The organism is Paractinoplanes abujensis (genome assembly GCF_014204895.1).
Classification (GTDB): domain Bacteria; phylum Actinomycetota; class Actinomycetes; order Mycobacteriales; family Micromonosporaceae; genus Actinoplanes; species Actinoplanes abujensis.
Window position 1 is genome coordinate 5,108,126 of the sequence record NZ_JACHMF010000001.1, and the last position, 23,051, is coordinate 5,131,176.

General features: G+C 72.2%; 22 protein-coding genes and 1 pseudogene. 9 read left to right on the forward strand and 14 right to left on the reverse strand.

Annotation, left to right across the window (positions count from 1 at the left end):
• Window positions 1-4 precede the first annotated feature (4 nt).
• From BKA14_RS23040 to BKA14_RS23050, 3 genes are read right to left on the reverse strand one after another with little or no spacing between them, the layout of a single operon-like run.
• On the reverse strand, window positions 5-202 hold the full coding sequence (locus tag BKA14_RS23040) for a hypothetical protein (RefSeq protein WP_184952960.1): 198 nt from the start codon (window positions 200-202) through the stop codon (window positions 5-7).
• A 17-nt stretch (window positions 203-219) separates the two neighbouring features.
• Window positions 220-3,231 (reverse strand): bifunctional [glutamine synthetase] adenylyltransferase/[glutamine synthetase]-adenylyl-L-tyrosine phosphorylase, encoded by a 3,012-nt coding sequence (locus BKA14_RS23045; RefSeq protein WP_184952961.1) that lies wholly within the window; start codon window positions 3,229-3,231, stop codon window positions 220-222.
• 1 nt (window position 3,232) lies between these two features.
• Window positions 3,233-4,018 (reverse strand): type 1 glutamine amidotransferase, encoded by a 786-nt coding sequence (locus BKA14_RS23050; protein WP_184952962.1) that lies wholly within the window; start codon window positions 4,016-4,018, stop codon window positions 3,233-3,235.
• Between the two features lie 31 nt (window positions 4,019-4,049).
• Here BKA14_RS23050 and BKA14_RS44275 point away from each other — a divergent pair, with 31 nt between their 5' ends.
• Window positions 4,050-5,015 carry an EamA family transporter gene (locus BKA14_RS44275; RefSeq protein ID WP_239092737.1) on the forward strand — a complete coding sequence of 322 codons (966 nt, stop codon included), beginning with the start codon at window positions 4,050-4,052 and terminating at the stop codon, window positions 5,013-5,015.
• Here the strand turns inward: BKA14_RS44275 and BKA14_RS45195 are convergent.
• The 3 genes and pseudogenes from BKA14_RS45195 to BKA14_RS23070 all read right to left on the reverse strand — a co-directional run.
• Window positions 4,996-5,352, reverse strand: a pseudogene (locus BKA14_RS45195) (GNAT family N-acetyltransferase); the annotation flags it as partial. The gene BKA14_RS44275 and the pseudogene BKA14_RS45195 overlap by 20 nt on opposite strands.
• 637 nt (window positions 5,353-5,989) lie before the next feature.
• Entirely contained in the window at window positions 5,990-6,415 is a 426-nt protein-coding gene (locus BKA14_RS23065) for a DUF350 domain-containing protein (protein ID WP_184952964.1), read from the reverse strand.
• Window positions 6,416-6,472: 57 nt separating this feature from the next.
• Window positions 6,473-7,825 carry a glutamine synthetase family protein gene (locus BKA14_RS23070; RefSeq protein ID WP_184952965.1) on the reverse strand — a complete coding sequence of 451 codons (1,353 nt, stop codon included), beginning with the start codon at window positions 7,823-7,825 and terminating at the stop codon, window positions 6,473-6,475.
• 200 nt (window positions 7,826-8,025) lie between these two features.
• Here BKA14_RS23070 and panB point away from each other — a divergent pair, with 200 nt between their 5' ends.
• A complete protein-coding gene (gene panB / locus BKA14_RS23075; RefSeq protein ID WP_184952966.1) occupies window positions 8,026-8,856 on the forward strand; it encodes a 3-methyl-2-oxobutanoate hydroxymethyltransferase in 831 nt (276 codons plus the stop codon).
• 142 nt (window positions 8,857-8,998) lie between these two features.
• Here panB and BKA14_RS23080 read toward each other — a convergent pair whose 3' ends face one another.
• On the reverse strand, window positions 8,999-10,414 hold the full coding sequence (locus BKA14_RS23080) for an RNB domain-containing ribonuclease (protein WP_184952967.1): 1,416 nt from the start codon (window positions 10,412-10,414) through the stop codon (window positions 8,999-9,001).
• 74 nt (window positions 10,415-10,488) lie between these two features.
• Complete coding sequence (locus tag BKA14_RS23085) at window positions 10,489-11,868, reverse strand: hypothetical protein (protein ID WP_184952968.1); 1,380 nt, start codon at window positions 11,866-11,868, stop codon at window positions 10,489-10,491.
• On the opposite strand from BKA14_RS23085, the gene BKA14_RS23090 reads away from it, so the two are divergent.
• A complete protein-coding gene (locus tag BKA14_RS23090; RefSeq protein ID WP_184952969.1) occupies window positions 11,837-12,778 on the forward strand; it encodes a hypothetical protein in 942 nt (313 codons plus the stop codon). The genes BKA14_RS23085 and BKA14_RS23090 overlap by 32 nt on opposite strands.
• 85 nt (window positions 12,779-12,863) lie before the next feature.
• On the opposite strand, the gene BKA14_RS23095 is transcribed toward BKA14_RS23090, so the two are convergent.
• Entirely contained in the window at window positions 12,864-13,070 is a 207-nt protein-coding gene (locus BKA14_RS23095; RefSeq protein WP_184952970.1) for a hypothetical protein, read from the reverse strand.
• A gap of 136 nt (window positions 13,071-13,206) precedes the next feature.
• Window positions 13,207-14,229: an aspartate-semialdehyde dehydrogenase gene (locus BKA14_RS23100; protein ID WP_184952971.1), complete on the reverse strand. Its 1,023-nt coding sequence runs from the start codon at window positions 14,227-14,229 to the stop codon at window positions 13,207-13,209.
• Window positions 14,230-14,341: 112 nt separating this feature from the next.
• Here BKA14_RS23100 and BKA14_RS23105 point away from each other — a divergent pair, with 112 nt between their 5' ends.
• Window positions 14,342-15,139 (forward strand): class I SAM-dependent methyltransferase, encoded by a 798-nt coding sequence (locus BKA14_RS23105; RefSeq protein WP_184952972.1) that lies wholly within the window; start codon window positions 14,342-14,344, stop codon window positions 15,137-15,139.
• 6 nt (window positions 15,140-15,145) lie between these two features.
• Here the strand turns inward: BKA14_RS23105 and BKA14_RS23110 are convergent, their stop codons facing one another.
• From BKA14_RS23110 to BKA14_RS23125, 4 genes are all read right to left on the reverse strand, one after another.
• Window positions 15,146-15,748 carry a M15 family metallopeptidase gene (locus BKA14_RS23110; RefSeq protein ID WP_184952973.1) on the reverse strand — a complete coding sequence of 201 codons (603 nt, stop codon included), beginning with the start codon at window positions 15,746-15,748 and terminating at the stop codon, window positions 15,146-15,148.
• A 49-nt stretch (window positions 15,749-15,797) separates the two neighbouring features.
• Complete coding sequence (locus tag BKA14_RS23115) at window positions 15,798-16,400, reverse strand: GTP cyclohydrolase II (RefSeq protein WP_184952974.1); 603 nt, start codon at window positions 16,398-16,400, stop codon at window positions 15,798-15,800.
• A 33-nt stretch (window positions 16,401-16,433) separates the two neighbouring features.
• A complete protein-coding gene (locus BKA14_RS23120) occupies window positions 16,434-17,564 on the reverse strand; it encodes a hypothetical protein (protein WP_239092735.1) in 1,131 nt (376 codons plus the stop codon).
• A 71-nt stretch (window positions 17,565-17,635) separates the two neighbouring features.
• A complete protein-coding gene (locus BKA14_RS23125) occupies window positions 17,636-18,526 on the reverse strand; it encodes a LysR family transcriptional regulator (RefSeq protein ID WP_239092733.1) in 891 nt (296 codons plus the stop codon).
• 67 nt (window positions 18,527-18,593) lie between these two features.
• Here BKA14_RS23125 and BKA14_RS23130 point away from each other — a divergent pair, with 67 nt between their 5' ends.
• The 5 genes from BKA14_RS23130 to BKA14_RS23150 all read left to right on the forward strand — a co-directional run bounded on the left by BKA14_RS23130 (window position 18,594) and on the right by BKA14_RS23150 (window position 23,047).
• Window positions 18,594-19,808, forward strand: a complete 1,215-nt coding sequence (locus BKA14_RS23130) for an MFS transporter (RefSeq protein ID WP_184952975.1) — start codon at window positions 18,594-18,596, stop codon at window positions 19,806-19,808.
• The gene (locus tag BKA14_RS23135; RefSeq protein WP_184952976.1) at window positions 19,798-20,226 is read left to right on the forward strand and encodes a MarR family winged helix-turn-helix transcriptional regulator; all 429 of its coding nucleotides are present in this window, start codon (window positions 19,798-19,800) and stop codon (window positions 20,224-20,226) included. The genes BKA14_RS23130 and BKA14_RS23135 overlap by 11 nt, the downstream gene beginning before the upstream one ends.
• A gap of 325 nt (window positions 20,227-20,551) precedes the next feature.
• Entirely contained in the window at window positions 20,552-21,610 is a 1,059-nt protein-coding gene (locus tag BKA14_RS23140) for a type I glyceraldehyde-3-phosphate dehydrogenase (RefSeq protein ID WP_184952977.1), read from the forward strand.
• A gap of 10 nt (window positions 21,611-21,620) precedes the next feature.
• Window positions 21,621-22,529, forward strand: a complete 909-nt coding sequence (locus tag BKA14_RS23145; protein ID WP_184952978.1) for a threonine/serine dehydratase — start codon at window positions 21,621-21,623, stop codon at window positions 22,527-22,529.
• Window positions 22,493-23,047, forward strand: coding sequence for a pyridoxamine 5'-phosphate oxidase family protein (locus BKA14_RS23150; protein ID WP_184952979.1), 555 nt, complete (start codon window positions 22,493-22,495; stop codon window positions 23,045-23,047). The genes BKA14_RS23145 and BKA14_RS23150 overlap by 37 nt, the downstream gene beginning before the upstream one ends.
• Window positions 23,048-23,051 lie beyond the last annotated feature (4 nt).

The window sequence follows — 23,051 nt, forward strand, 5'->3', positions numbered from 1 at the left end:
GGCGTCACCAGGCGAAACGACGCCGCTTCTTCTTCTGGCCGCGCAGGCCGCCGAGGAAGTCGGCTCCCTCTCGCAAGTACCGGCTGCCGCGGCTCGGGCCACGCTTGGCCTCCAGCCTCTCGCTGAGTTTGCGGGCGCCCGCCGCCGCGAGCGGGACGGCTACGGCCATGATCGCGAAGCGCTTCACCATGTTGAACAGCATGGTAGAGATATACCCAGTCAGGACTCCAGCACACGTTCCATGGCCGCGCGGGAGCGGCGAGTCAGGCGCAGGTAGCGGTCGACGAACTCCCCCGGGTCGCCGCCGCCCAGCAGCTGCACGGTGCCGGCCAGCTCGACGCCGTGGCGGGGCAGCTGGTCGGTGGGCCGGCCCCGCACCAGGGTGAGCGCGTTGCGCACCTGGGCGGCCAGGGTCCAGCCTGCGGTCATGGCGGCCGCGTCGACCTTGTCGACCAGTTCGGCCCGGACAGCCGCGTCGAGAGCCTCGAGCGTCCGGGTCTTGCGCAGCCCCGGTTCCGCGTACGCGTGGCGCAGCTGCAACACCTGGATGGCCCACTCCACGTCGGACAGACCGCCCCGGCCCAGCTTGGTGTGGGTGTGCGGGTCGGCGTTGCGGGGCAGCCGCTCCACCTCGACGCGGGCCTTGATCCGCCGGATCTCGACGACCTGCTCGCGGGTCAGGCCGCCCTCGGGGTAGCGGATCTTGTCGGCCAGCTCCTCGAACGTACGGCCCAGGGAGGCGTCGCCGCAGACGAAACGGGCCCGCAGCAGCGCCTGGGCCTCCCACACACGCGACCAGCGAGCGTAATACTGCTGGTAGGCCGCGAGGCTGCGGACCAGCGGACCCTGCCGGCCCTCCGGGCGCAGGTCGGCGTCGATGCCCAGCTCCGGGTCGGGGGCGGGCGCGGTCAGCGATTTGCGCAGCTGCTCGGCGATGGCCAGCGCCGCGGCCGACGACTCGCTCTCGGGGGCGCCGGGCGCGGGCTCGTAGACGAAGAGCACGTCGGCGTCGGAGGGGTAGCTCATCTCGTACCCGCCGAGCCGGCCCATCCCGATGATCGCGAACGTGAGGCCGTCGGGGCCGGGACGGGCGCGCCGGGCCACGGCCAGGGCCGCGTTCAGCGTGGCGTCGGTGACGTCGGACAGCGCGATGCCGATGGCGTTGACGTCGAGCGGCTCCGCCGGGGCCAGGTCGCCCGCCTTGCTCAGCACGTCGGCGCAGGCCAGCCGGAACAGCTCACGCCGACGGCGGGCGCGCACGGCCGCGATCGCCTTGACCGGGTCCTCCGGGTAGCGCTCGGCGGCGGCCCGGAACCCGTCGAGCAGCGACTCGCGCGAGCGGGGCAGCAGTTCGGCGTCGTCGGCGAGCAGACGCAACGCCTCGGGGTCGCGGGTGAGCAGGTCGGTGGCGTAGCGCGACAGGCTGAGCACGCGGGCCAGCCGCCGGGCGACCGGGCCGCCGTCGCGCAGCAGCCGCAGATACCACGGGGTGGAGCCCAGCTTGTCGGAGACGTGGCGATAGTTGAGCAGGCCCCGGTCGGGCTCGGGGGCGTCGGCGAACTCCTGCAGCAGCATCGGCAGCAGCGTGCGCTGAATGGCCGAGGTGCGGGTGACCCCGCCGGTGAGCGCCTGCAGGTGGCGCAGCGCGGCCGCCTGGTCGGCGAAACCGAGCACCTCGAGCCGGCGGCCGGCCGACTCGGGGGTCATCCGCAGCGCCTCGGCCGGCACCCGGGCCACGGCCTCCAGCAGCGGCTGGTAGAGCAGCTTGACGTGCAGGCGGCGGACCTGGGCGGCGTGACCCACCCAGTCGGAGCGGAACGCCTGGACGGCGTCGCGCCCGGGCAGCGCCGTGTAGCCCAGCGCGCTGGCCAGCCAGCGCAGGCCGTCGGGGTCGTCGGGCACGGTGTGCGTACGGCGGAGCTGTTGAAGTTGCAGCCGATGCTCGACGCCGCGCAGGAACCGGTAGCCACGCAGCAGGGTCTCGCCGTCCTCGCGGCCGACGTAACCGCCGGCGACCAGCGCGCGCAGGGCCGGGATGGTGCCGGGCGGCCGCAGCGTCTCGTCGATCCGGCCGTGCACGAGCTGCAGCAGCTGAACGGCGAACTCGATGTCGCGCAGCCCGCCCGGCCCCCGCTTGATCTCACGGTCGACCAGGCCCGGCGGCACATTGTCGATGATCTTGCGGCGCATGTCGCGGACGTCGGGCACCGCCTCGGGCCGCTCCGCCGCATGCCACACCAGCGGAGCCAGATCTTCGATCCAGCGGCGGCCCAGCGCCAGGTCACCGGCGGCGGGCCGGGCCTTGAGCAGCGCCTGGAACTCCCACGTGCGCGCCCAGCGCCGGTAATAAGCCTCGTGGCTGGCCAGCGTGCGCACCAGCGGGCCGCGGCTGCCCTCGGGCCGCAGTGCGGCGTCGACCGGCCAGGCCACCATGCCGCAGATCTCGATCAGGCGGGCCGCGACGATCGTGCCGGCGTTGAGATCCTCGTCGGAGTCGGCCACGAAGATGACGTCCACGTCGGAGACGTAGTTGAGCTCGTTGCCGCCGCACTTGCCCATGGCCACCACGGCCAGGCTGGGCTCGGGCGTCGACGCGGGCAGGCCGGCCACCGCGATCGCGTAGGCCGCGGCCAGTGTCTCGTCGGCCAGGCGGGACAGCGCGGCCATGGTCGGCTCGAGCCCCCGCCCACCGGTGAGGTCGGCGGCGGCGATCCGCAACAGCGAGATCCGGTACGCCCGGCGCAGCGCGGGCACGCTCGGCTCGTCGCTCTCCACCTCGAGATGACCCTCGGCGCTGGGCGGCAGCCCGGTCTTGCCCGTGGCCAGCACCCGCCAGTCGGCCGGGTTGGCCACCAGGTGATCGCCGAGCGCGGACGACGCGCCCAGCACGGCCACCAGCCGCCGCCGCAGCCCCGGGTCCTGCGCGAGCGCACCCAGCAGCGCCTCGGTGGCGTCGTTGCCGGCGATCTCGCCGCCCGGGCCGGTGACCGGACCGCCGTTGCCCCGCGCCGCCGCCCGGCCCGCCGCGTCGACCAGCCGGTGCAGCTGACGCAGGGCCAGGTTGGGGTCGGCCGCCCGGGACAGCGAGGTGAGCAGCTCGGCCGCGTCGGGGCCGGTCGGGGCCTGCGCCTCCGGGTCCCACAGCCGCAAACCGGTCGGGCCGAGCAGGTCGGCCACGCGCAGGCCGTTGTCGGCGAAGCCGTACCGGGCGAGCCGGCTGGGCCGGGTCACGTCACTGCCCCAGCAGCGGAAGGGTGCGGCCGGTGCCGGGCGCGGGTATGTCGGCGTCGGGCAAGGTGCCCAGGGCCAGCGAGGCGAAGCGGGCGGCGAACGGCTGCCACACCTCCTCGACGTCGGGCAGCACGTCGGCGGTGGCGAAGACGACGGCCTCGGAGTCGTAGCCGAGCTCGTCGATCGTGGCCCGGTCGCTCGCGGCCCACTGCTCGATCATCGCGGCGTCGCACTCGATGTGGAACTGCAGACCCCAGGCCCGGTCACCCAGCCGGAAAGCCTGATGCGGATAGCGGCTGGACGCGGCCAGCAGCACGGCCTGCAGCGGCAACTCGGTGATCTCGTCGCGATGCCACTGGACGACGTCGGGCAGCAGCGGCACCCACTTGAACAGCGGGTCGGTGTCGGCCGCGTCGCGCTTGCCGACCAGGCCCGGGCCGATCTCGGGACCGCTGGTGCTGCGCTCGACCAGACCGCCGTGGGCGCTCGCCAGCAGCTGACCACCCAGGCAGACGCCGAGCGTGGGCACCCGGTGGCGCACCGCCTTGCGCAGCAACCCCTCCAGAGCCGGGAACCACGGCGCCCCGGGCACGCCCTCGGCGTCGGAATACGCGTTCTGGTCGCCGCCCAGCACGACGAGCGCGAGGTAGCCGTCGAGGGTCTCGGGCAGCTGGTCACCGGCGTGCGGCCGCAGCACGGTCAGCTCCAGCCCCGCCTCGGTCAGCCACTCGCCGAGCCGGCGCAGGTCGTCGGTCGGATCGTTCTCGATGACTAGTGCAGTCGCCACGCCCACGAGGCTAACCGCTAGCGTCGCCGGCATGTCGGCCGCGCCCCTGCTCGTGCTCGCATCGGTGATTTCGATCCAGTTCGGGTCGGCGGTCGGCCGCACCCTCTTCGACGACCTCGGCGCCACCGGCGTGGTGCTGCTGCGGGCCGGCCTCTCGGCCCTGGTGCTGGCCGTGCTGGTGCGCCCGCGCCTGCGCACCTGGCCCCGCGCGGCCTGGCGGGCGGCGTGCCTGCTCGGGATCGCGGTGGCCGGCCTCAACCTGTTCTCCGCGCTGGCCATGCGCACGGTGCCGCTGGGCGTGGTCGTCACCGTGTCGTTCCTGGGCCCGCTGACCGTCGCGCTCGTGCAGACCCGCCGCCTGCTCGACCTGCTCTGGGCGCTGCTGGCCGGGGCCGGGGTGGCCCTGCTGTGGTGGCATCCCGGCCCGTCGGTGCCGCCCGCCGGGCTCGGGCTGGCCGCACTGGCCGGGGTGTGCGGCGCGGGCTACATCGTGCTCACCGCCAGGGTGGGCGGCCTGGTGCCCGGAGTGGGCGCCCTGCCGGTCTCGCTGAGCGTGGCCACCCTGGTGGCGCTGCCCTTCGGCCTCACCGGGGTCCGCGCTGTCGTCGACGAACCGTTGTTGCTGGCCGGCGCGGGCTCGGTGGCGCTGCTGCAGACCATTTTCCCGTACGTCCTGGAACTGCTCGCGCTGCGCCGCATCCCCACGCGCGTCTTCGGCATCCTGGCCAGCCTCAACCCGGCCGCGGCGGCGATCGCGGGCCTGCTCGTGCTCGATCAGCACCTGGGACCGGTCTCGCTGGCCGCCCTGGCCCTGGTCACACTGGCCAGCGCCGGCGTCACCGTGACGGGCGGCGCTCCGCGGTCCGGCCCGTCCGTCATGCCGGCTCCGCGGGAGTCCAGCGGGCCACCAGTTCCTCGTCCTCGGTCTCGCCCGTCTCGCGGAAGCCGAGCGCCCGGTAGAGCCGCCTGGCCGCGGCGTTGGCGGCGGCATAACTGAGCGCCACGTCGGGCGTGCCCGGCTCAGCGATCAGCCGTTCCCGCAGGGTGCGCACGATCGCCTGCCCGATGCCCTGACGCTGATGCTGGGCGCCGACGACGAGCCCACCGATCCAGGCGCTGCGGTCGTCGTCGATCCCCCACATGACGAACCCGACCACCTCGCCGCCCCGGACCGCCGCCAGCGGGTGCCACGTGTCCCCGTAATGGCACAGGCAGAGGTAATAGCTGACCGCATTGACGAACTGCTGCTGCTCCCCTCGCAGGGCGAGGCCGGCACAGTCGCGCCAGTTCTCCGCCGTCACCGGCACCAACTCAACCCCGTGATCGATCGACATCGCGCCATTCTGCCCGAGTCCCGGACGCGCACCCCGGTTATCCACAGCCCCAGAGTTGTCCACAGGCCCCGGCGCGCTCGCCCCAAGATCGCCCCAGCTCGATAAAATCGTGTCAGGGTGGGGGTCCCCCGGTAGGGCGGGCCCCTGTGTGGGGTGAGCTGCGCAAATGAGGCTGAGCCGCGGCGTGCGTCGGCTGCGCACATGAGCATGGTGGGCGAGTAGCTCGGCCCGGCGGGCCGAGGGCCGGCCCGCGGCGCGGGTCCCCTGCGCCAATGAGGACGAGCCGCTGCATGGGCCGGCCGAGCGGATGAGGCAGAGCCGCTGTCCGGGGCCGGCCGCGCGAACGAGGACGCCCCTGCGAAACGGGGGCTGGGCGAACGAGGACGCCCCTGCGAAACGAGGGCTGGGCGAACGAGGACGCCCCCGCGAAACGAGGGCTGGGCGAACGAGGACGCCCCCGCGAAACGGGGGCGGCGCGAGCGAGAAGGCCGGCGAGGGCGAGCGCCCGGTTTTCCGGGCGTCACCACTCACGCACGTCGCCCGGGTGGGTTTCGTGTTTTGGACGCGTCAGCGGCCGGCGAAACCCGCCCGGGCCCCCGCGGGAGCGACGGCCCGCACCCCCCACCCCGCTAGGACATCAGGAAATGCAGGCGCACACGATGAGGGCCGCGCCGAAGTGGGAGGCCGCGCTGACCAGGGCGCCGCCGTGGCGTTCCGGGGTGCAGATGACCTCGCCCAGTTTGCCGGGGGTCATCCAGTCGAGCACCAGGAACGCCAGGCCCATGATGCCGATGCCGATGATGCCGAACAGCACCGTCGACGCCAGGCCCTGGCCGAACGAGTCGTACGACGTGAAGATCGCCGTGAACACGATGGCCGCGATGCCGAGCTGGTTGGCCGCCAGCAGCAGCGACGCGTTGGGGTTGCGCTCGACGAAGATCAGGTCGCGCAGTTTGCCCGGTGTGAGCAGGTCGACGAGGACGTAGCCCACCGCCATCAGCCCGATGCCGACGATTCCGAAAACCAGACTGCGCCCAGCACCCTCAAGCAGATCTTCCAGCACGGCCTCTCCCTTGTCGCGCGACGTCAGGAGAGACCGTACAAGACCAGGCCAACGTCTTTACAGCGCGCCCAGGTAACGCTGCCGCTCGTACGGCGTGACCTCGCGCCGGTACTGCTCCCATTCGGCCGTTTTGTTGCGCAGGAAGAAGTCGAAAACGTGCTCGCCGAGCACTTCGGGGATCAGTTCCGACTTGCTCATGACGTCGATCGCCTCGGACAGGTTTTCCGGGAGCGCCTCGTAGCCGGCCGCCTTGCGCTCGGCGGGCGAGAGCGACCACACGTCGTCCTCGGCGCCGGGCGGCAGCTCGTAGCCCTCCTCGATGCCCTTGAGGCCCGCGCCCAGCAGCACGGCGAAGGCCAGGTACGGGTTCGTGGCGGAGTCGATCGAGCGGACCTCGACGCGGGCCGAGCTGGGTTTGCCGAACGCGGGCACGCGGACCAGGGCCGAGCGGTTGAGGTGACCCCAGCTGACGAACGCGGGCGACTCGGTCACCACGTTGGGCAGCTGCAGCGGGAAGAGCCGCTTGTACGAGTTCACGTACTGGTTGGTCACGGCGGTGTATTCCCGCGCGTGCACGAGCAGGCCGGCGATGAACGAACGCGCGGTCTTGGACAGCTTCTGCGGGTCGTCGGCGTCGTAGAACGCGTTCCGCTCGCCCTCCATCAGCGAGAGGTGCGTGTGCATGCCGCTGCCGGGCTGGTCGGTGTACGGCTTCGGCATGAACGTGGCCCGCACGCCCTGCGAGAGCGCGACCTCCTTGACCACGTGCCGGAACGTCATGATGTTGTCGGCGGTGGTCAGCGCGTCGGCGTAGCGCAGGTCGATCTCCTGCTGGCCGGGGGCGACCTCGTGGTGGCTGAACTCGACCGAGATGCCGATCCGCTCGAGCGCGAGCACGGCCTGGCGGCGGAAGTCGCGCGCGATGGAGTGGGTGGTGTGGTCGAAGTAGCCGCCGTTGTCGACCGGGACGGGCACCGAGCCGTCGAGCGGGCCGTCCTGTACGAGGAAGAACTCGACCTCGGGGTGGGTGTAGAAGGTGAAGCCCTTCTCGGCCGCCTTGGCCAGCATGCGGCGCAGCACGTGCCGCGGGTCGGCCCACGCGGCGCTGCCGTCGGGCAGCAGGATGTCGCAGAACATGCGGGCGCTCTCGCCGCTGGCGCCACCTTCGAACGGGAAGACCTGGAACGTCGTCGGGTCGGGCATGGCGACCATGTCCGACTCGTAGACCCGGGCGAAGCCTTCGATCGCCGAGCCGTCGATGCCCATACCCTCCTCGAAGGCGGACTCGAGCTCGGCCGGGGCGACCGAGACGCTCTTGAGCGTGCCCAGCACATCGGTGAACCAGAGCCGGACAAAACGGATGTCGCGCTCCTCCAGAGTACGAAGCACGAACTCCTGCTGTCGGTCCACGTTCACCCCTAGTAGTGATGACTTGACAAGCCAGTCTTCCCCGGCCCAGTTACGCCGAGATTACGCTGGCACTGCCTCCCTCCGGCGGCCTGGGGTGTGAAAACCCGCACTCGCCCCTGACCGCGGCACCGGCCCGGGTGCGACGATCGGATCAGCACCCGGGGACCGCATCCGCGCGGCCTCGAGGGAAGGAGCACACCATGACCGAGATCCCCACCCTGTACGGTGGCCCGCCCACCCGCCGGGTCCGCACCCGCGATCTCGTCGCCGCCAAGAGCCGCGGCGACCGCTGGCCCATGCTGACGTCCTACGACCAGTACACGGCCTCGATCTTCGACCAGAACGGCGTACCCGTGCTGCTGGTCGGCGACTCGGCGGCCAACAACGTGTTCGGCCACGAGACCACCCTGCCGATCACCGTCGACGAGCTGATCCCGCTGGTCCGCGCGGTCGTCCGGGCCACCAGGACCGCGCTCATCGTGGCCGACCTGCCCTTCGGCAGCTACGAGGAGGGCCCCACGCAGGCGCTGCGCACGGCCGTCCGGTTCATGAAGGAGGGCGGCGCGCACGCCGTCAAACTCGAGGGCGGCCGCCGCGTCGCGGCCCAGATCGAGGCGCTGGTCGGGGCGGGCATCCCGGTCATGGGTCACGTCGGCTTCACACCGCAGAGCGAGCACACCATCGGCGGTTACCGCGTGCAGGGCCGCGACAACCAGGGCGCCCAGGTGCTGGCCGACGCCCACGCGGTGGCCGAGGCGGGCGCGTTCGCCGTGGTGCTCGAAATGGTGCCGGGCGAGGTGGCCAAGACGATCACCAAGGAGCTCGAGATCCCGACCGTGGGCATCGGCGCCGGCCCCGACACCGACGCCCAGGTGCTGGTCTGGCAGGACATGGCGGGTCTGCGCACCGGTCGCACGCCGCGCTTCGTGAAGCAGTACGCCGACCTCGCGGGGGTGCTGTCGTCGGCCACGCAGCAGTTCGCAGCCGAGGTTCGCGGCGGCGAGTTCCCGGCCGCGGAGCACACCTTTTAAAGATCGAGATGTCCTGGCGGGGTGGTGGGTACGGACCGTCGCTCCCGCGGGGGCCCGGGCGGGTTCCGCTGGCCGCTGACGCGTCCAGAACGCGAAACCCACCCGGGCGACCTGCGTGAGTGGTTGCGCCCGAAAACCGTGATCAGACCTCGAACTGGACCTTGCGGGTGGCCGGGTCGGCGGTGATCAGCCGGGCCTGGACCCGGACGCCCAGCGACAACGCGCCCCGGCAGTGGGCCCGGACGGCCGGCTCGTCGATCGCCACCGTGCCACCCGGTGGGCGGCCTTTGGACGAGTCGTCCAGGTCGACCACGCCCGCCTCGAAGAGTTCGCCCACGCGGTGTTCCAGCAGCACCGCCTCGGCCAGGTCGATCGCGCCCCGGTTGGCCGCGCCGGCCAGGCGGTCCGACTCCGACATGGCCTTGGGCAGGCGGGGCAGCGCGGCCCGGGCCCACTCCGGGATGCTCTCCCCCGTCGCGACGGCCAGGCAGACCTCGGTCGCGTAGCGGTCGGCCAGCCGGCGCAGCGGGGCCGTGACGTGCGCGTACGGGGCGCCGACACCGCCGTGCCCGGTCTGCTCGGGCAGCGCGCCGTCAAACGGCGTGTAGCCCGCGCCGCGCAGCAGGTCGGCCGCCTGGTCGAGGAAGGCCGCGCCGCGCGGGGTGCCCGGGTCGACCGCCGCGACCACCGTGCCGACCTGCGCCCCCGACGGCCACAGGACCCCCAGCGACTTCGCGGCGGCCTGCAACTTCACGATCGCTTCGGGCTTGGGCGGCGGCATCGTGCGCAGCAGCCCGACCTTCGCGCCCAGCATCAGTTCGGCCGCGGCCATGCCGGTGAGCAGCGAGATCTGCGCGTTGTGCTCCTCGACCGCCAGCGGGGCCCGCAGCACCAGCCGCCAGCCGCCGTCGTGCGGCTCGACCTCCTGCTCGGGCAGCGGCAGGTTGACCGCGCCCCGGTCGGCGGCCCGCCCGGCCAGCAGCGTGCCCAGTTCGGTCAGCAGCGCCAGCGGCTCGGGGGCTTCACCCGCGTCGACCTGCCCCTGCACGTCGGTGTAGTTGAGCTTGGCCCGGCTGCGCACCCGGGCCCGTTCGAGCGCGATCGAGGTGGTCGCGCCGTCGGCGTCGAGGTCGATCGTCCACACCACCGCCGACCGGTCGACGTCGGGGAACAGGCTCACCGCGTCCTCGCTGAGCACCGCCGGGTGCAGCGGGATCCGGCCGTCGGGCAGGTAGATCGTCTGACCGCGCACCCAGGTCTCGGCCTCGAGCGGGCCGCCCGGCCGCACGTACGAGGCGACGTCGGCGATCGCGTAGCGCACCCGGTAACCGCCGCCGGGCCGCCGGCTCAGGTGCATGGCCTGGTCGAGATCCTTCGACGTGGCCGGGTCGATGGTCACGAACGGCACGTCGGTACGGTCGGCGGCCGGTGGTGGGGGCGCCGCGGCGGCCTGTTCGGCCTCGGCCAGCGCATCGGCCGGGAAGTCCCCCGGCAGCCTGAGTTCCCGCCGCAGAGCGTCGAAGTCGATGCGCGGCGCCCACACCCGTCTGATCGGCACGGGTCATTCCTACCAGTTCGCCGTACGCCGAAGGGCCGCGCCCGGCGGCGCGGCCCTCCTTTTTCGTGCGGTTGTCAGCGCCGGCGCGCGGCGGCCTTGCGAGCCGTGGAGGCGGGCGCGTCCATCATGTCGGCGGCCGGGGTGTTCCCGAGCGCGGCCTGACGGGCGGCGGCCGCGGTGGCCGCCTTGGCGACCCGGGCCCGGTTGGTCGCCGAGTTCTTGGCGGTCGCGGCCGTGCGCGGCGCGTTGGCCGAGCGGCCGGCCCGGCTCCGGTTGGCGCCGGCCTCGTTGGTGGTGCTGCGCTTGGCCACCGTGTCCGCCGCGGGCTTGTTGCCGCCGCGGGCCACGACCGGGCTCAGACCGGCCACCTTGGCCACCGGCGAGCGGGGCGCGGCCTTGGTGGCGGTCCCTTCGGACGAGCGCGCGGCGGCCGGGGCCTTCTTGGCCGCCGTCTTCGTGGCCGGTGCCGTCTTCTTGACGGCCGTCTTCTTCGCGGCGGCGGTCTTGGCCGGCGCGGCCTTCTTCGCCGCGGTCGCCTTCGTCGCCGTGCTCTTGACCGCGGTCGCCTTGGTCGCGGTCTTCTTGGCTGCGGTCTTCTTCGCGGCAGTCTTCTTGGCCGCCGTCGCCTTGCTCGCCGTCGCCTTGGCCGCGGGGGCCTTGGACGCAGTGGCCTTCGTGCCGGTGGCCTTGGCCGCCGTCGCCTTACGCGCGGCCGCCGTCGACTTCGCGCCCTTGGCCGCCGTCGCCGCGGCCCGGTTGGCGGTGGCCGCGGCCCGGTTCGCCGCCGCCGCGGCGCCCCGCTCGGCCCCCGTCTTGGCGCTGCCGGCCGCGGCGCGGTTGGCCGCGGCGGTTGCGCTCCGGCTGTAGCCGACCCGTGCGCTGCCTGCCGCGGCCTTGTTGGCCGACGCCGTCGCGTTGCGGGCAGCCGCGGAGCCCGTCGCCTTGGCCGCGGTCGTCGCCTTGGCCGTCTTCGCCGCCTTGGTCGCGGGCGCCTTCTTGGCCGCCGTCTTGCTCGCCGGCCGCGTCGCAGTGGCCTTGGCCGCCGTCTTCTTGGCCGTGGCGGCCTTGGCCGTGGTCTTCTTGGCCGCCGTCGTGCTCGTCGCGGCCGCGGTCTTCTTGGCCGGGGCGCTCGTCGCGGCGGCGGTCTTCTTGGCCACCGTCGCGGTCGTGGCCGCCTTCTTGCCCGTCGTGCTCGCCGCGGCCGCGGTCTTGCGGGCCGCCGCCGGGGCCGTCTTCTGGGCGACCGTCGTGGTCGTGGCCGCCTTCTTAGCCGTCGTGCTCGCCGCGGCCGCGGTCTTCTTGGCCGCCGCCGGCTTCGCGCTCGTCTTGCCGACGGTGGCGGTGGCCGCCCGCTTCGGCGTGGCCGAGGCCGCCGCCGTCGTCTTACGGGCGGTCTTCGCCGCCGCCATCGTCTTGGCGGCCTTGGCCGCGGTCGTCTTGCTTGCTGTCGTCATCGCCCCAGCCTTGGTAGCCGCCGTTTTGGTGGAACCGGTGCGGCTGGCCGGAACCCTGGCCACCCCGGTCGCCTTGCCCGCCTTGCCCGCCGTCGCCTGGCCGGCAACGGTCGTCGTAGCCTTCTTGGCAGCCGAGGCCGCCTTCACCGCCGCCGCAGCAGTCACGGTGGTCTCCTTCGCCCGTGGGCCCATCGTGGACGAAGCGCCACGTGTCGTGCCCGCCCGCTGCTTCGGCGCGGCCTTGCCGGCCGCAGCCTTCGCACCCGAAGTCTTCACAGTCGCAGCCTTTGCGGCCGCTGTCTTCGATGTTGCGGTCTTCGCACCCGCACTCTTCACAGCACCAGCCCGCGCGGCCGCAGGCTTCACAGCAGTCGCACTCCGCGCACCCACAGCCCGCCCCGCGGCCGCCGCCGTCGACTTCGCACCCGCAGACTTCGTGGCCGTCGCCTTGGCAGCCGCAGTCTTCGTCGCCGTCGCCTTAGCGGCCGTCGACTTCGTCGCCGTCGCCTTCCCACCCACCGGCTTGATCGCAGACCCCTTGGCAGCAACCGTCCTGGAGGCGGTGGCCGCAGCAGCCCGCGCCCCGCCACTGCGCGAAGCCGCCCCAGTAGCTGTCCCCCGCGTAGCCGTCCCCGAAGCCGCTCCCCGCGACGCCGCCCCAGAGGCTGTCCCCCGCGTCGCTGTCCCGGACACCGCCGCGCCGCGCGGGCCGGTCTTCGCGGTCACCGTCGTGGCCGGCGTGGTGCGGGCGGCGGCGACGGAGCGTGCGGAGGCGGGCCCGGAACGCGTCGAAGCCGGCTTCGTGGGCTCACGAACCGGCGTACGCGAAATGCGGTTTTTGTCCGCTCTAGAGGCTGGACTGGGGGCCTTTTTGGCAGCGGCCATCTGGGGTGTTCCTCCTTGCGAATGACTGCGCGAATTACTGCGGGCTCGTCTCCGCCCGGAGACTGCAACGATCGGTGATGGTGCGCGGACTCAGGGGGCCGGCGCCGGCGTCAGCGGGCCTCCCCGTTCCAACGAGCGTCCTCGGCATCCCACTCGGCGTTGCGCTTCTCGACGGTCTCGAGCGCGTGCGTCGCTTCGTCGGCCGTGGCGTAGGGGCCGAGCCGATACTGGGCGGGACACACGTCGTCGCCGGTCTCGACCCGATGGTGGCGGAGGCACCAGAAGTAGCCACCGTCGCCGGGCCCACTGTCGCTCATGCAATCACTCTGCACCTCAAACCGACCATCCGCCACCGATTCGGGCAAAAAGTCCTAGATTTCCACATTGGAGGATGAGGCGAGGACAACAAAAACCGCCCCGGCCGTGTGACCAGGGCGGTTTTGAGCTACGGAACTACAGCGACGCGGCCACCAGTTCGGCGACCTGCACGGCGTTGAGCGCGGCACCCTTGCGCAGGTTGTCGTTCGAGACGAAGAGGGCGATGCCGTTCTCCACCGTCTCGTCGGCGCGGATGCGACCCACGTACGAAGCGTCGCGCCCGGCCGCCTCGAGCGGCGTGGGCACGTCGGAGAGCTCGACCCCGGGCGCACCGGTCAGCAGCTCGCGCACGCGGGCCGGGGTGATCGGGCGGGCGAAGCGGGCGTTGATCTGCAGCGAGTGGCCGGTGAAGACCGGGACCCGCACGCAGGTGCCCGAGACGAGCAGCGACGGGATATCGAGGATTTTACGGCTCTCGTTGCGGAGCTTCTGCTCCTCGTCGGTCTCGTCGCGGCCGTCGTCCACGATCTTGCCGGCCAGCGGCAGCACGTTGAACGCGATCGGCTTGGCGAACGAGCGCGGCGCCGGGAACTCGACGGCCGAGCCGTCGTGGGTGAGCTCGGTGGCCCGGTCGGCCACCTTCTTCACCTGCTCGTCGAGCTCGCTCACGCCGGCCAGCCCGGCGCCGGAGACGGCCTGATAGGTGGTGGCGACCAGCGCGACCAGCCCGGCCTCGTCGTGCAGCGGGCGCAGCACCGGCATCGCGGCCATGGTGGTGCAGTTGGGGTTGGCGATGATGCCCTTGGGGCGGTGGCGGATCGCGTCCGGGTTGACCTCGCTGACGACCAGCGGGACGTCGGGATCCATGCGCCAGGCCGACGAGTTGTCGATGACGACGGCGCCGGCCTCGGCCACGCGCGGCGCGAGCTCTTTGGAGCTGGCCCCGCCGGCCGAGAACAACACGATGTCGAGACCGCTGTAGTCGGCGGTCGCCGCGTCCTCGACGGTCACCTCGCCCGGGCCCCACGGCAGGGTGCGGCCCGCGCTGCGGGCGGAGGCGAAGAGACGGAGCTGTCCTACCGGGAATTCGCGCTCGGCCAGGATGCGCCGCATGACGCTGCCCACCTGTCCCGTCGCGCCCACAATGCCGATCCTCATGGCGACAAAAGTACGGCCTGAACTGCGTACGGAGAAATCAGTTAACCGCCCGCGTTTCACATGTCGGGATTTTTGTCCCACATGCAAGGACGGCGGGCGTACGTTGCTGAGCATGGCGACGTACACCCACGGTCATCACGAATCGGTCTTGCGCTCACACCGCTGGCGCACCGCAGAGAATTCGGCGGCTTACCTGTTGCCGCATCTTTCCTCCGGCGTGGCGGTGCTCGACGTCGGTTGCGGCCCCGGCACGATCACTGCCGACTTCGCGAGCCTCGTCACTCCGGCCCGGGTCACCGCGCTGGAGGTGACCGAGGGCGCGCTCGACCTGGCGCGGGCCGAGATCACCCGGCGCGGTCTGACCAACGTCGACTTCGCGGTCGGCGACGTGCAGCGGCTCGACTTCGCCGACGACACCTTCGACGTCGTGCACGCCCACCAGGTGCTGCAGCATCTCGGCGACCCGGTGGCGGCGCTGCGCGAAATGCGCCGGGTCACGAGGCCGGGCGGCCTGATCGCCGTACGGGACAGTGATTACGCGGCTTTCGCGTGGTATCCGAGGCTGCCCGAGCTCGACGATTGGCTCGCTCTCTACGAGCGGGTGGCCCGCGGCAACGGCGGCGAGCCCGACGCGGCCCGGCACCTGCTGGCCTGGGCGCACGCGGCCGGCCTGACCGACGTGGCGGCCACGTCGAGCACGTGGTGCTTCGCGACTGCGGCCGACCGCGAGTGGTGGGGCGGCATGTGGGCCGAACGCATCCTCAAGTCGGACATGGCGGCCACCGCCGAGCGCACCGGCGCCGCCACCCGTGCCGACCTCACCCGCATCTCGCAGGCCTGGCGCGACTGGGCCGCCCACCCCGACGGCTGGATGTCACTGCTGCACGGCGAGTTGATCGCGCGGGTCTGAGAAACGTCAGGCCGACGGCGGCTTGAACTCCCAGTGCCACGGTTCGCGCGGCACGTTCTCGGAGAAGCCGTACTTCTCGGCGTTGGCCCGCATCCAGGTCTGCGCCTTGCTGTTGAGGTCGAGGTCGGTGGCCATGCCCCAGCCGTGTTCGCTGGTGCCGGGCTTGGCCGCCAGCCCGCCCTGGGAGTAGAGCCCCTTGCGGCGGGCCAGGTCGACCTGTTCCTCGTACGGGCGGTAGGAGTCGGTGATGCCGATGGTGACGCCTTCCCGCTTGGCGTCGTTGATCATCCGGTTGAGCGACTCGGCGGCCGGCGCCCACAGCTTGTGCCGGGTGGTGCCGACCCGTTCGAGCGCGTTGGCCGGGATCTTGCCGTTGCCGTAGGCGGCGAGCTCGGTCGGGATGCCCTTGCTGTTGAGGGTGTAGGACTTGCCGGCGGTGGACGTCTGCGCCACGGCGCTCTCCAGGGCGCTGGCGAACGTGCCGCTCTCGGCGCCCGAGGCCGACTTGCTCTGCTGGGCCTGCACGTTCCGGCCCGCCTGTTGCGTCTGCAGCGCGATCATCCGGCTCTGGATGTCCGCGATTCGCGAGTTGATCCGCTCAATCCCCACGAACTCCTGTTCGGCACCCGCGCGGAAACCTGAGCGGCCGCGCCGTGATTCAGTGCACTGCCGGGAGCACGATCGTGTGGCCGGTGTGGGCGACCTTGGCCGCCAGGTAGCGCAGGTTGGCCGGGGACGCGTGCACGGCGGTGGGCACGACCTCCCGTACGGCGATGCGGTTCTGGCGAAGCTGGGCGACCTTGTCCGGATTGTTGGTGAGCAGGTCGATCGTGGTGGCGCCGAGCGCGGTCAGCATCTGCGCGGCGGCCGAGTAGTCGCGCTGGTCGTCGCCGTGCCCGAGGGCGCGGTTGGCCTGGTAGGTGTCGAGCCCCGCGTCCTGCAGCGTGTAGGTGTCGAGCTTGTTGTAGAGCCCGATGCCGCGTCCCTCCTGCCGCAGGTAGAGCAGGTAGCCGCCGTGCGCGGCGATCCGCTCGACGGATTCGCGCAGCTGGGGCCCGCAGTCGCAGCGCTGCGACCCGAAGACGTCACCGGTCAGGCATTCGGAGTGCATCCGTACGAGCGGGAACTGACCGGGGGTGCCGAGCGCGAGGGCCAGGTGTTCCTTGCCGTCGGACAGGCCGTCGAAGGTGACCATGCCGGCGTCGGTCTGGTAGCCGTCGGCGAAGCGCAGCGGGACGGTGACTCGGGTGCGTACGGGCATGCCCCTCGTGATCGGCAGGACCCGGCCGCGACCTCAGAGTTTCACCGCCTCCCGTCGCTCCGAGCCCTCGAGCCGGTGGGTCAGGTCGAGGTCGACCTCGGAGGTCCGGTTACGCCGGTTGGGCAGCATGTTGGTGACCAGCACGACGACCGCGCCGAGACCCGCGTAGAGGACGAGCACGATCAGGTGGCCCCGGATGTCGGCGGCCGGGAAGTACAGGTTGTCGCGGACGGCCTGCACGCCGGCGCCGGTCGGCAGGTTGGCCCCGAGGTGGCGGCCGAAAACGGGCAGGAACTCGGGCAGGATGCTGGCGCCCGAGATCACCGTGCCCACGGTGAAGTACAGCGCGCCGAGCAGGGCGCCGGCCGGGCCGAAGAGGGCCACCGCCCCCGCCGTGGAGGCCGTGATGGCCAGTGAGATCAACGAGAAGATGGCCAGCATCTCGCTGCGGTCGGCGGTGACCCCCACGCCGAACCAGCCCATCGACCACAGCACGGCGGCGGCCGACCCGGCGGCGTAGACGGCCAGGATGCTCACGTGCGCGAGACCGCGGCGCCAGGACCTGCGCGTACGGGGAATCAGCCGGCCCAGGCCCATCGAGGCGATAGTGCCGCCGAGGGCGAGCGCCTGGGTCAGGAAGCCGAGCGAGACGCCGTTGACGTCGTCGTCGGGCAGCGGCACCACGTCGGTGACCGGCGGCGGGGAGTTGAGCTGCTGAGCCTGCGAGACCGGGATGCGGTCGCCCGCGCGGGCCAGCCGGGTCAGCTCGGCGGCCGTCTGCTGCTGCACGACAGTCGTGAAGGTGGTGCGCAGCAGCGACGCCGCGGCGGGCCCCGCGGCCGAGGCGACGTACAGGTGGGGCCGGGTGCCGGTGATGTCGACGCCGCCGTACACGTCGCGCCGCTTGATCGCGATCTCGAGGTCGTCGGCGGTGGCGTAGTCGGTGACCCGGAAATAGCCCTTCTCGGTGAGCAGGCCGGCCACCTGGGCGCGCTCCGCGGCCGGCGACACCAGGCCGACCGGCACGTGATGCGGCTGCGCCTTGTGCCCCATGCCGAGGTAGTAGGCGGTCAGCCCGAGCTGGACCAGCACGCCGATCAGGCATACGGCCAGCGCGAACCGCCGGAACTGCAGCACCGACTCGGCCGGTTGAACCTCAGCCACCGCCGCTCCCCCCACTCGGTCCGATATGTGAAAGTTTTACGGACGAATGGCAATCATGAGAGTGTTTCGGGCTAACCGACCTTCTCGTCGATCAGCGCCAGAAGCGCCCGGGCCGCCGCGCTGGGCCTGCGCGTCGCCGGCACCGCGACGCCGAGCGGCCACTCCAGGTCGGCGCCGACGACGTTCTTGAGCACGAGTCCGGTCCGGTCGTCGGGCACCACGAACGGCGGCAGAATGGCCACCCCGAGACCTTCCCGTACGAAGCTCGCCCCGGCGCCGATGTCGGTGACCTCGATCGCCACGTGGCGCTGCGCCCCGGCCGCGGCGAAGGCCCGATCGACGATCGTCCGGTTGCCGTAGCCCAGCGGGAAGTCGACGAACGGCTCGCCGGCCAGGTCGGCGATGCGCACCTCGGGCGACCCGGCCAGGCGGTGCCCGGCGGGCAGCACGAGCTCCAGGCGGCGGGTCTCGATCTGCCGCACGCGCAGGCCCGCGGGCGGGCGGCCGGGCACCGAGACGAAGGCGACGTCGAGGGACCCGTCGGCCAGCCCGTCGAGCAGGCCGTCGGAGCCGCGCGGGGAGACGATCAGCCGCAGGCCGACGTGCGGGTGCCTGCGGTGGAACTGCCCCATCAGCGCGGGCACGTCGATCAGCGGCACCGAGGTCAGGGTGCCGACCCGGACGGTGCCCCGCAGGCCGCCGCGCACCTCGTCGACGGCGTCCCGCGCCTCCCGTACGGCGTCGACGGCCGCTCTCGCCCGCGGGAGCAGGGCCTCGCCCGCGTCGGTCAGCTCGACCCGCTTCGACGTCCGCTCGAGCAGCCGCGTGCCCAGCTCGTGCTCCAGGGCCTTGATCACGGCCGACACCCCGGACTGCACGACGTGCAGGCGGTCGGCGGCCCGGGTGAAGCTCCGCTCCTCGGCGACCGCGATGAAGTACTCGAAGTGACGCAGTTCCAGCACGTTTGATGATAGTAGTCAGCACCGATCATCGTTGGTGATGATGCATCGGTGGGGGCACTGTCGGCGCATGACCGTTCTTCTGGAGAGGCCGCACCTCTCCTCGCAGCGTCACGGCCGGGGGTTCTGGCTGATCGCCGCCGTCTACCTCGTCGCGCTCGCCTTCTCCACCGTGCCCACCCCGCTCTACCCGCTCTACCAGCGCGCGGACGGCTTCTCCGCGTTCACGGTGACTGTCGTCTTCGCCGTGTACGCCGTCGGCGTGATCACCAGCCTGGTGCTGGCCGGGCACGTCTCGGACTGGACCGGCCGCCGCCGCGTGCTCTACGCCGCGCTCGGCCTGGAGATCGCCGCCGCCGTGCTGTTCCTCACCTGGACCACCCTGCCCGGCCTGATCACGGCCCGCTTCCTGACCGGCCTGGGCGTCGGCATGCTGACCGCGACCGCCACCGCGTACCTGCTCGAACTGCACAAGGCACACCGCCCGGAGGCGAACGGCACGCGCTTCGAGGTCGTGTCGTCGGCCGCCAACCTGGGCGGGCTCGGCGCGGGCACCCTGCTCGCGGGCGGCCTGGCCCAGTTCGTGACGTCTCCCCTGCGTACGCCGTACGTGGTCTTCCTGGTCCTGCTGGCGCTCAGCGTGATCGCCGTGGCCGCCGCGCCCGAGACGGTGGACGCGCCCGCCACCCGCCCGCGCTACCGGCCCCAGGGCGTGCGCATCGCCGGGCGGGACCGCACCGCCGTGGTCGTGGCCGGCGTCTCCGCGTTCGCCGCCTTCGCCGTGTTCGGCCTGTTCACCTCGCTGGCGCCGAGCTTCGTGGCGGGCGCCCTGCACCACCCCAGCCGCGTGCTGGCCGGCCTGACCGTCTTCGTGGTCTTCGGCGCGGGCGCCGCCAGCCAGGCCGTCAGCGGCCGGCTCACCCCGCAGGCCCGGTTCTCAGGCGGGCTGATCGCGCAGGCCGCGGGTCTCGTGGTGCTGACGACCGGCATGCAGACCGCGTCGCTGGCGAGCTTCCTGGCCGGGGGCGCGCTGGCCGGGGCCGGGGCGGGCATCCTGTTCAAGTCGGCGGTCGGCACGATCGCGGCGAACGCTCCCACCGCCCAGCGCGGCGAGAGCCTGGCCGGGCTGTTCCTGATCGCCTACTCCGGACTGGTCGTCCCGGTACTCGGCCTGGGCGTCGCCAGCCGCTACGTCCCGTCGACCACGTCGATCCTCTGGTTCACCGGCATCATGCTGGCGCTCCTGGGCGGGGTGGCCTGGCTAGGCTTGCGACGTGGCCGATGACCCCCTCGAACTGGAACGACAGGTGTGCTTCGCCCTCGCGGTGGCCTCGCGCAGCGTGATCGGGCTCTACCGCCCGCTGCTCGAGCCGATGGGCCTGACCCATCCGCAGTACCTGGTGATGCTCGCGCTCTGGCAGCACGCCCCGCTCTCGGTGCGCGACCTCAGCCGGCTTCTCCAGCTCGACCCGGGAACGCTGTCGCCGCTGCTCAAGAGGCTCGAGACCATCGGGTACGTGGACCGGCAGCGCGATCCGGCCGACGAGCGCAGCCTGGCCGTGACCCTGACCGGGCGGGGCCGGGACCTGCGGGCCGAGGCTGAGAAGATCCCGCCCGCGATCGTCGCCCGATTGGGCCTGCCCATCGAGGAACTGGAGTCGTTGCACGCGGCACTCACACGGGTGATTGCGGCCACTCACTGATCGATTTCGGAATACCGCGGGGAGGCGGCCCGGGTTGGAATTCCCGGCAGCCTAAATGTCTCGCCCGGACATCGACTGGCCGAAATGCGCAACACTCATCCGAAAGGCGCAGACGACGGTCGGCGCTATTGGCAAGGATGAGCAGGTCGGCGGGCACGACGACGAGCATGGATGCCCGACGTCCGGTGTGGATCATCGACATGGTGTGACACGCCGTGCGTTGACGTGCAAGTTGCACGACTCATAGTGTCGAGGGCGTAACCCCGGGTGTTCACTGGACCGGTGTTGCGCCAGCAGCGTCATCAGCGGCCGAGGAGAGCCATCCATGAGTGTCACGATCGGCATCAACGGATTCGGGCGGATCGGTCGCAGTCTCGCACGGATAGTCGCGGCGGCCGGCGATCCGGGAATATCCATTGCCGCCGTAAACGACCTTGCCTCGACCGAGAAAATGGCCTACGGGCTGCGCCGGGACAGCATTCGCGGCGCATTTCCGGGCACCGTCACGGCCCGCGCCGACCACCTTGTCGTGAATGACCATGCAATCCGCGCCTTCCACCATGAACGTCCCGAACGCATTCCGTGGGCCGACGCCGGGGTCGACGTCGTCATCGAGGCCACCGGGCGGTTCCGGGCCGGCACGACGGCCCGCACCCACATCACCCACGGCGGCGCGCGCAAGGTCGTGATCAGCGCCTCGGCCGACGAGCCGGACGCGTTCCTGATGTACGGGGCCAACCACACCACGTACGACCCGGCCCGCCACGACGTCGTCTCCCCCGGCTCGTGCGGTGTGAACGCGCTCACCGTGATGGCCAAGGTGCTGCTCGACCGGTTCGGGCTGGGCGCCGTCAACACGTCGGTCGTGCTGGCCACGCAGGGCTGGCAGAAACCGCAGGACACCTTCAGCGGCACCTCCCGCGACGACCCGCGCCTGGGCCGGGCCACCGGCGAGAGCATCATCCCGCACAACTACGTGGTCGGTGACCTCGTACGGGTGGCGTTGCCCGAGATCGGCGAGATGCGCTACAGCTACTACTGCGTGCCCACCCCGATCGGGTCGCTGGCCGAGTTGTCCGGGCAGACCGACCGGCCGGTCAGCGTCGAGGAGGTGAACCGGGCCATGGCCGAGGCGGCGGCGGGCCCGCTGCGCCGCGTGCTGGCCTACGACCCCGACCCGACCGTCTCGATCGACGTGAAGAACAACCCGGCGTCCTGCCTGTTCGACCCGTCCGGCACGCAGACGACAGCGGACGGCGGGGTGAAGGTGCGCGGGTGGTTCGACAACGAATGGGGCTTCTCGAACCGATTACTCGACATCGCGCGCCTCGTGGGTGAACGTACGCCCGTGACGTCGCGTCAGGTGTCCTGGAGCATCGCCTAGAGTTTCTTCGGTGACTGTTTCGTATGACGACGTCCGGGCGGCCGCCGCTCGGCTCGAGGGCCGGATCCGCCGCACGCCGGTGTTCCGCGGTGACGACGGGGTCTGGTTCAAGCTGGAGCACACGCAGCACGCAGGCTCGTTCAAGACGCGGGGCATGGTCAACCAGATCCTGGCCGCGGGCACACTGCCCGACGCGGGCATCGTCGCCGCCTCGGGCGGGAACGCGGGCCTGGCGGCGGCCTACGCGGCGCGCGAGTCGGGCGTACGGGCGGAGGTTTTCGTCCCCGCCACCGCGCCCGCGGTCAAGGTGGCCAAGCTCGGCAAACTGGGCGCGCACGTGGTGCAGGTCGGCAACGAGTACGCGGAGGCCTACGAGGCGGCCGTGGTGCACGCCGCCGCCACGGGGGCCCGGTTCTGCCACGCCTACGACGACCCCGACATGGTGGCCGGCAACGGCACGCTGGGCCTGGAACTGCTCGACCAGATCCCCGGCGGCTTCGACACCGTGCTGGTCGCGGTGGGCGGGGGCGGGCTGATCGCCGGGGTGATCGCGGCCCTGGGTTCTGCCCACCGCGTCGTGGCCGTCGAACCCGTCTCCGCCTCGGCCCTGCACGCGGCGCTGGCCGCCGGCGCCCCGGTCGACGTCCCGGTCTCGGGCGTGGCAGCCGATTCGCTGGGCGCCCGCCGCGTCGGCCGGATCGCCTTCGACATGGCCGCCGGCATCCCGTCGGTGCTCGTCGACGACCAGGCCATCATCGATGCTCGCCGCCGCCTCTGGGACGACTACCGGCAGGCCGTCGAACACGGCACGGCGGCCGCCTACGCCGCACTGACCTCGGGCGCCTACGTTCCCGCGCCCGGCGAGCGGGCAGTAGTGCTGCTGTGCGGAGCGAACACGAACCCGGCGGACCTCGCGTAGCACCCATCCTCCAGGACCGGGCGCGCCCACCCGGCTTCGCGGCGGGCGCCCTGCCCCTGGCCACCTGGCCGGACACCTGCGAGCTGCTGCGCAGCGGCGACGCGGGCCCGTTCTGGCTCAGCGTCACCCGCGCCGGAGCCGCCCCGCACGTCCGCCCCATCTTCGCCGCCTGGGACACCGGCACGTTCTTCTTCGTCTCCAAGGAGTCGGCCGCCAAGACCCACCACTTCACGCAGCACCCCCAGGTCAGCCTGAGCGTCGACTTGAAGACGCTGCACCTGGTGGTCGAAGGCCGGGTGACCCGCGCCGCCGACCTGCAACGCGCGTCCACCGCCCTGCGCGAAGTCTTCGGCTGGCCCACCGTCGTCCGCGACGACCAGCTGGACGCGGAGGGCGGCGCACCCACCTCGGGCGGACCCCCGTACGAGGTGTGGCAGCTGGCACCGGCCCGGGCCTACGCCTTCCCTACCCACGACCAGTTCGACCCGACCCGCTGGACGTTCACCGACCCGGCATGATCGT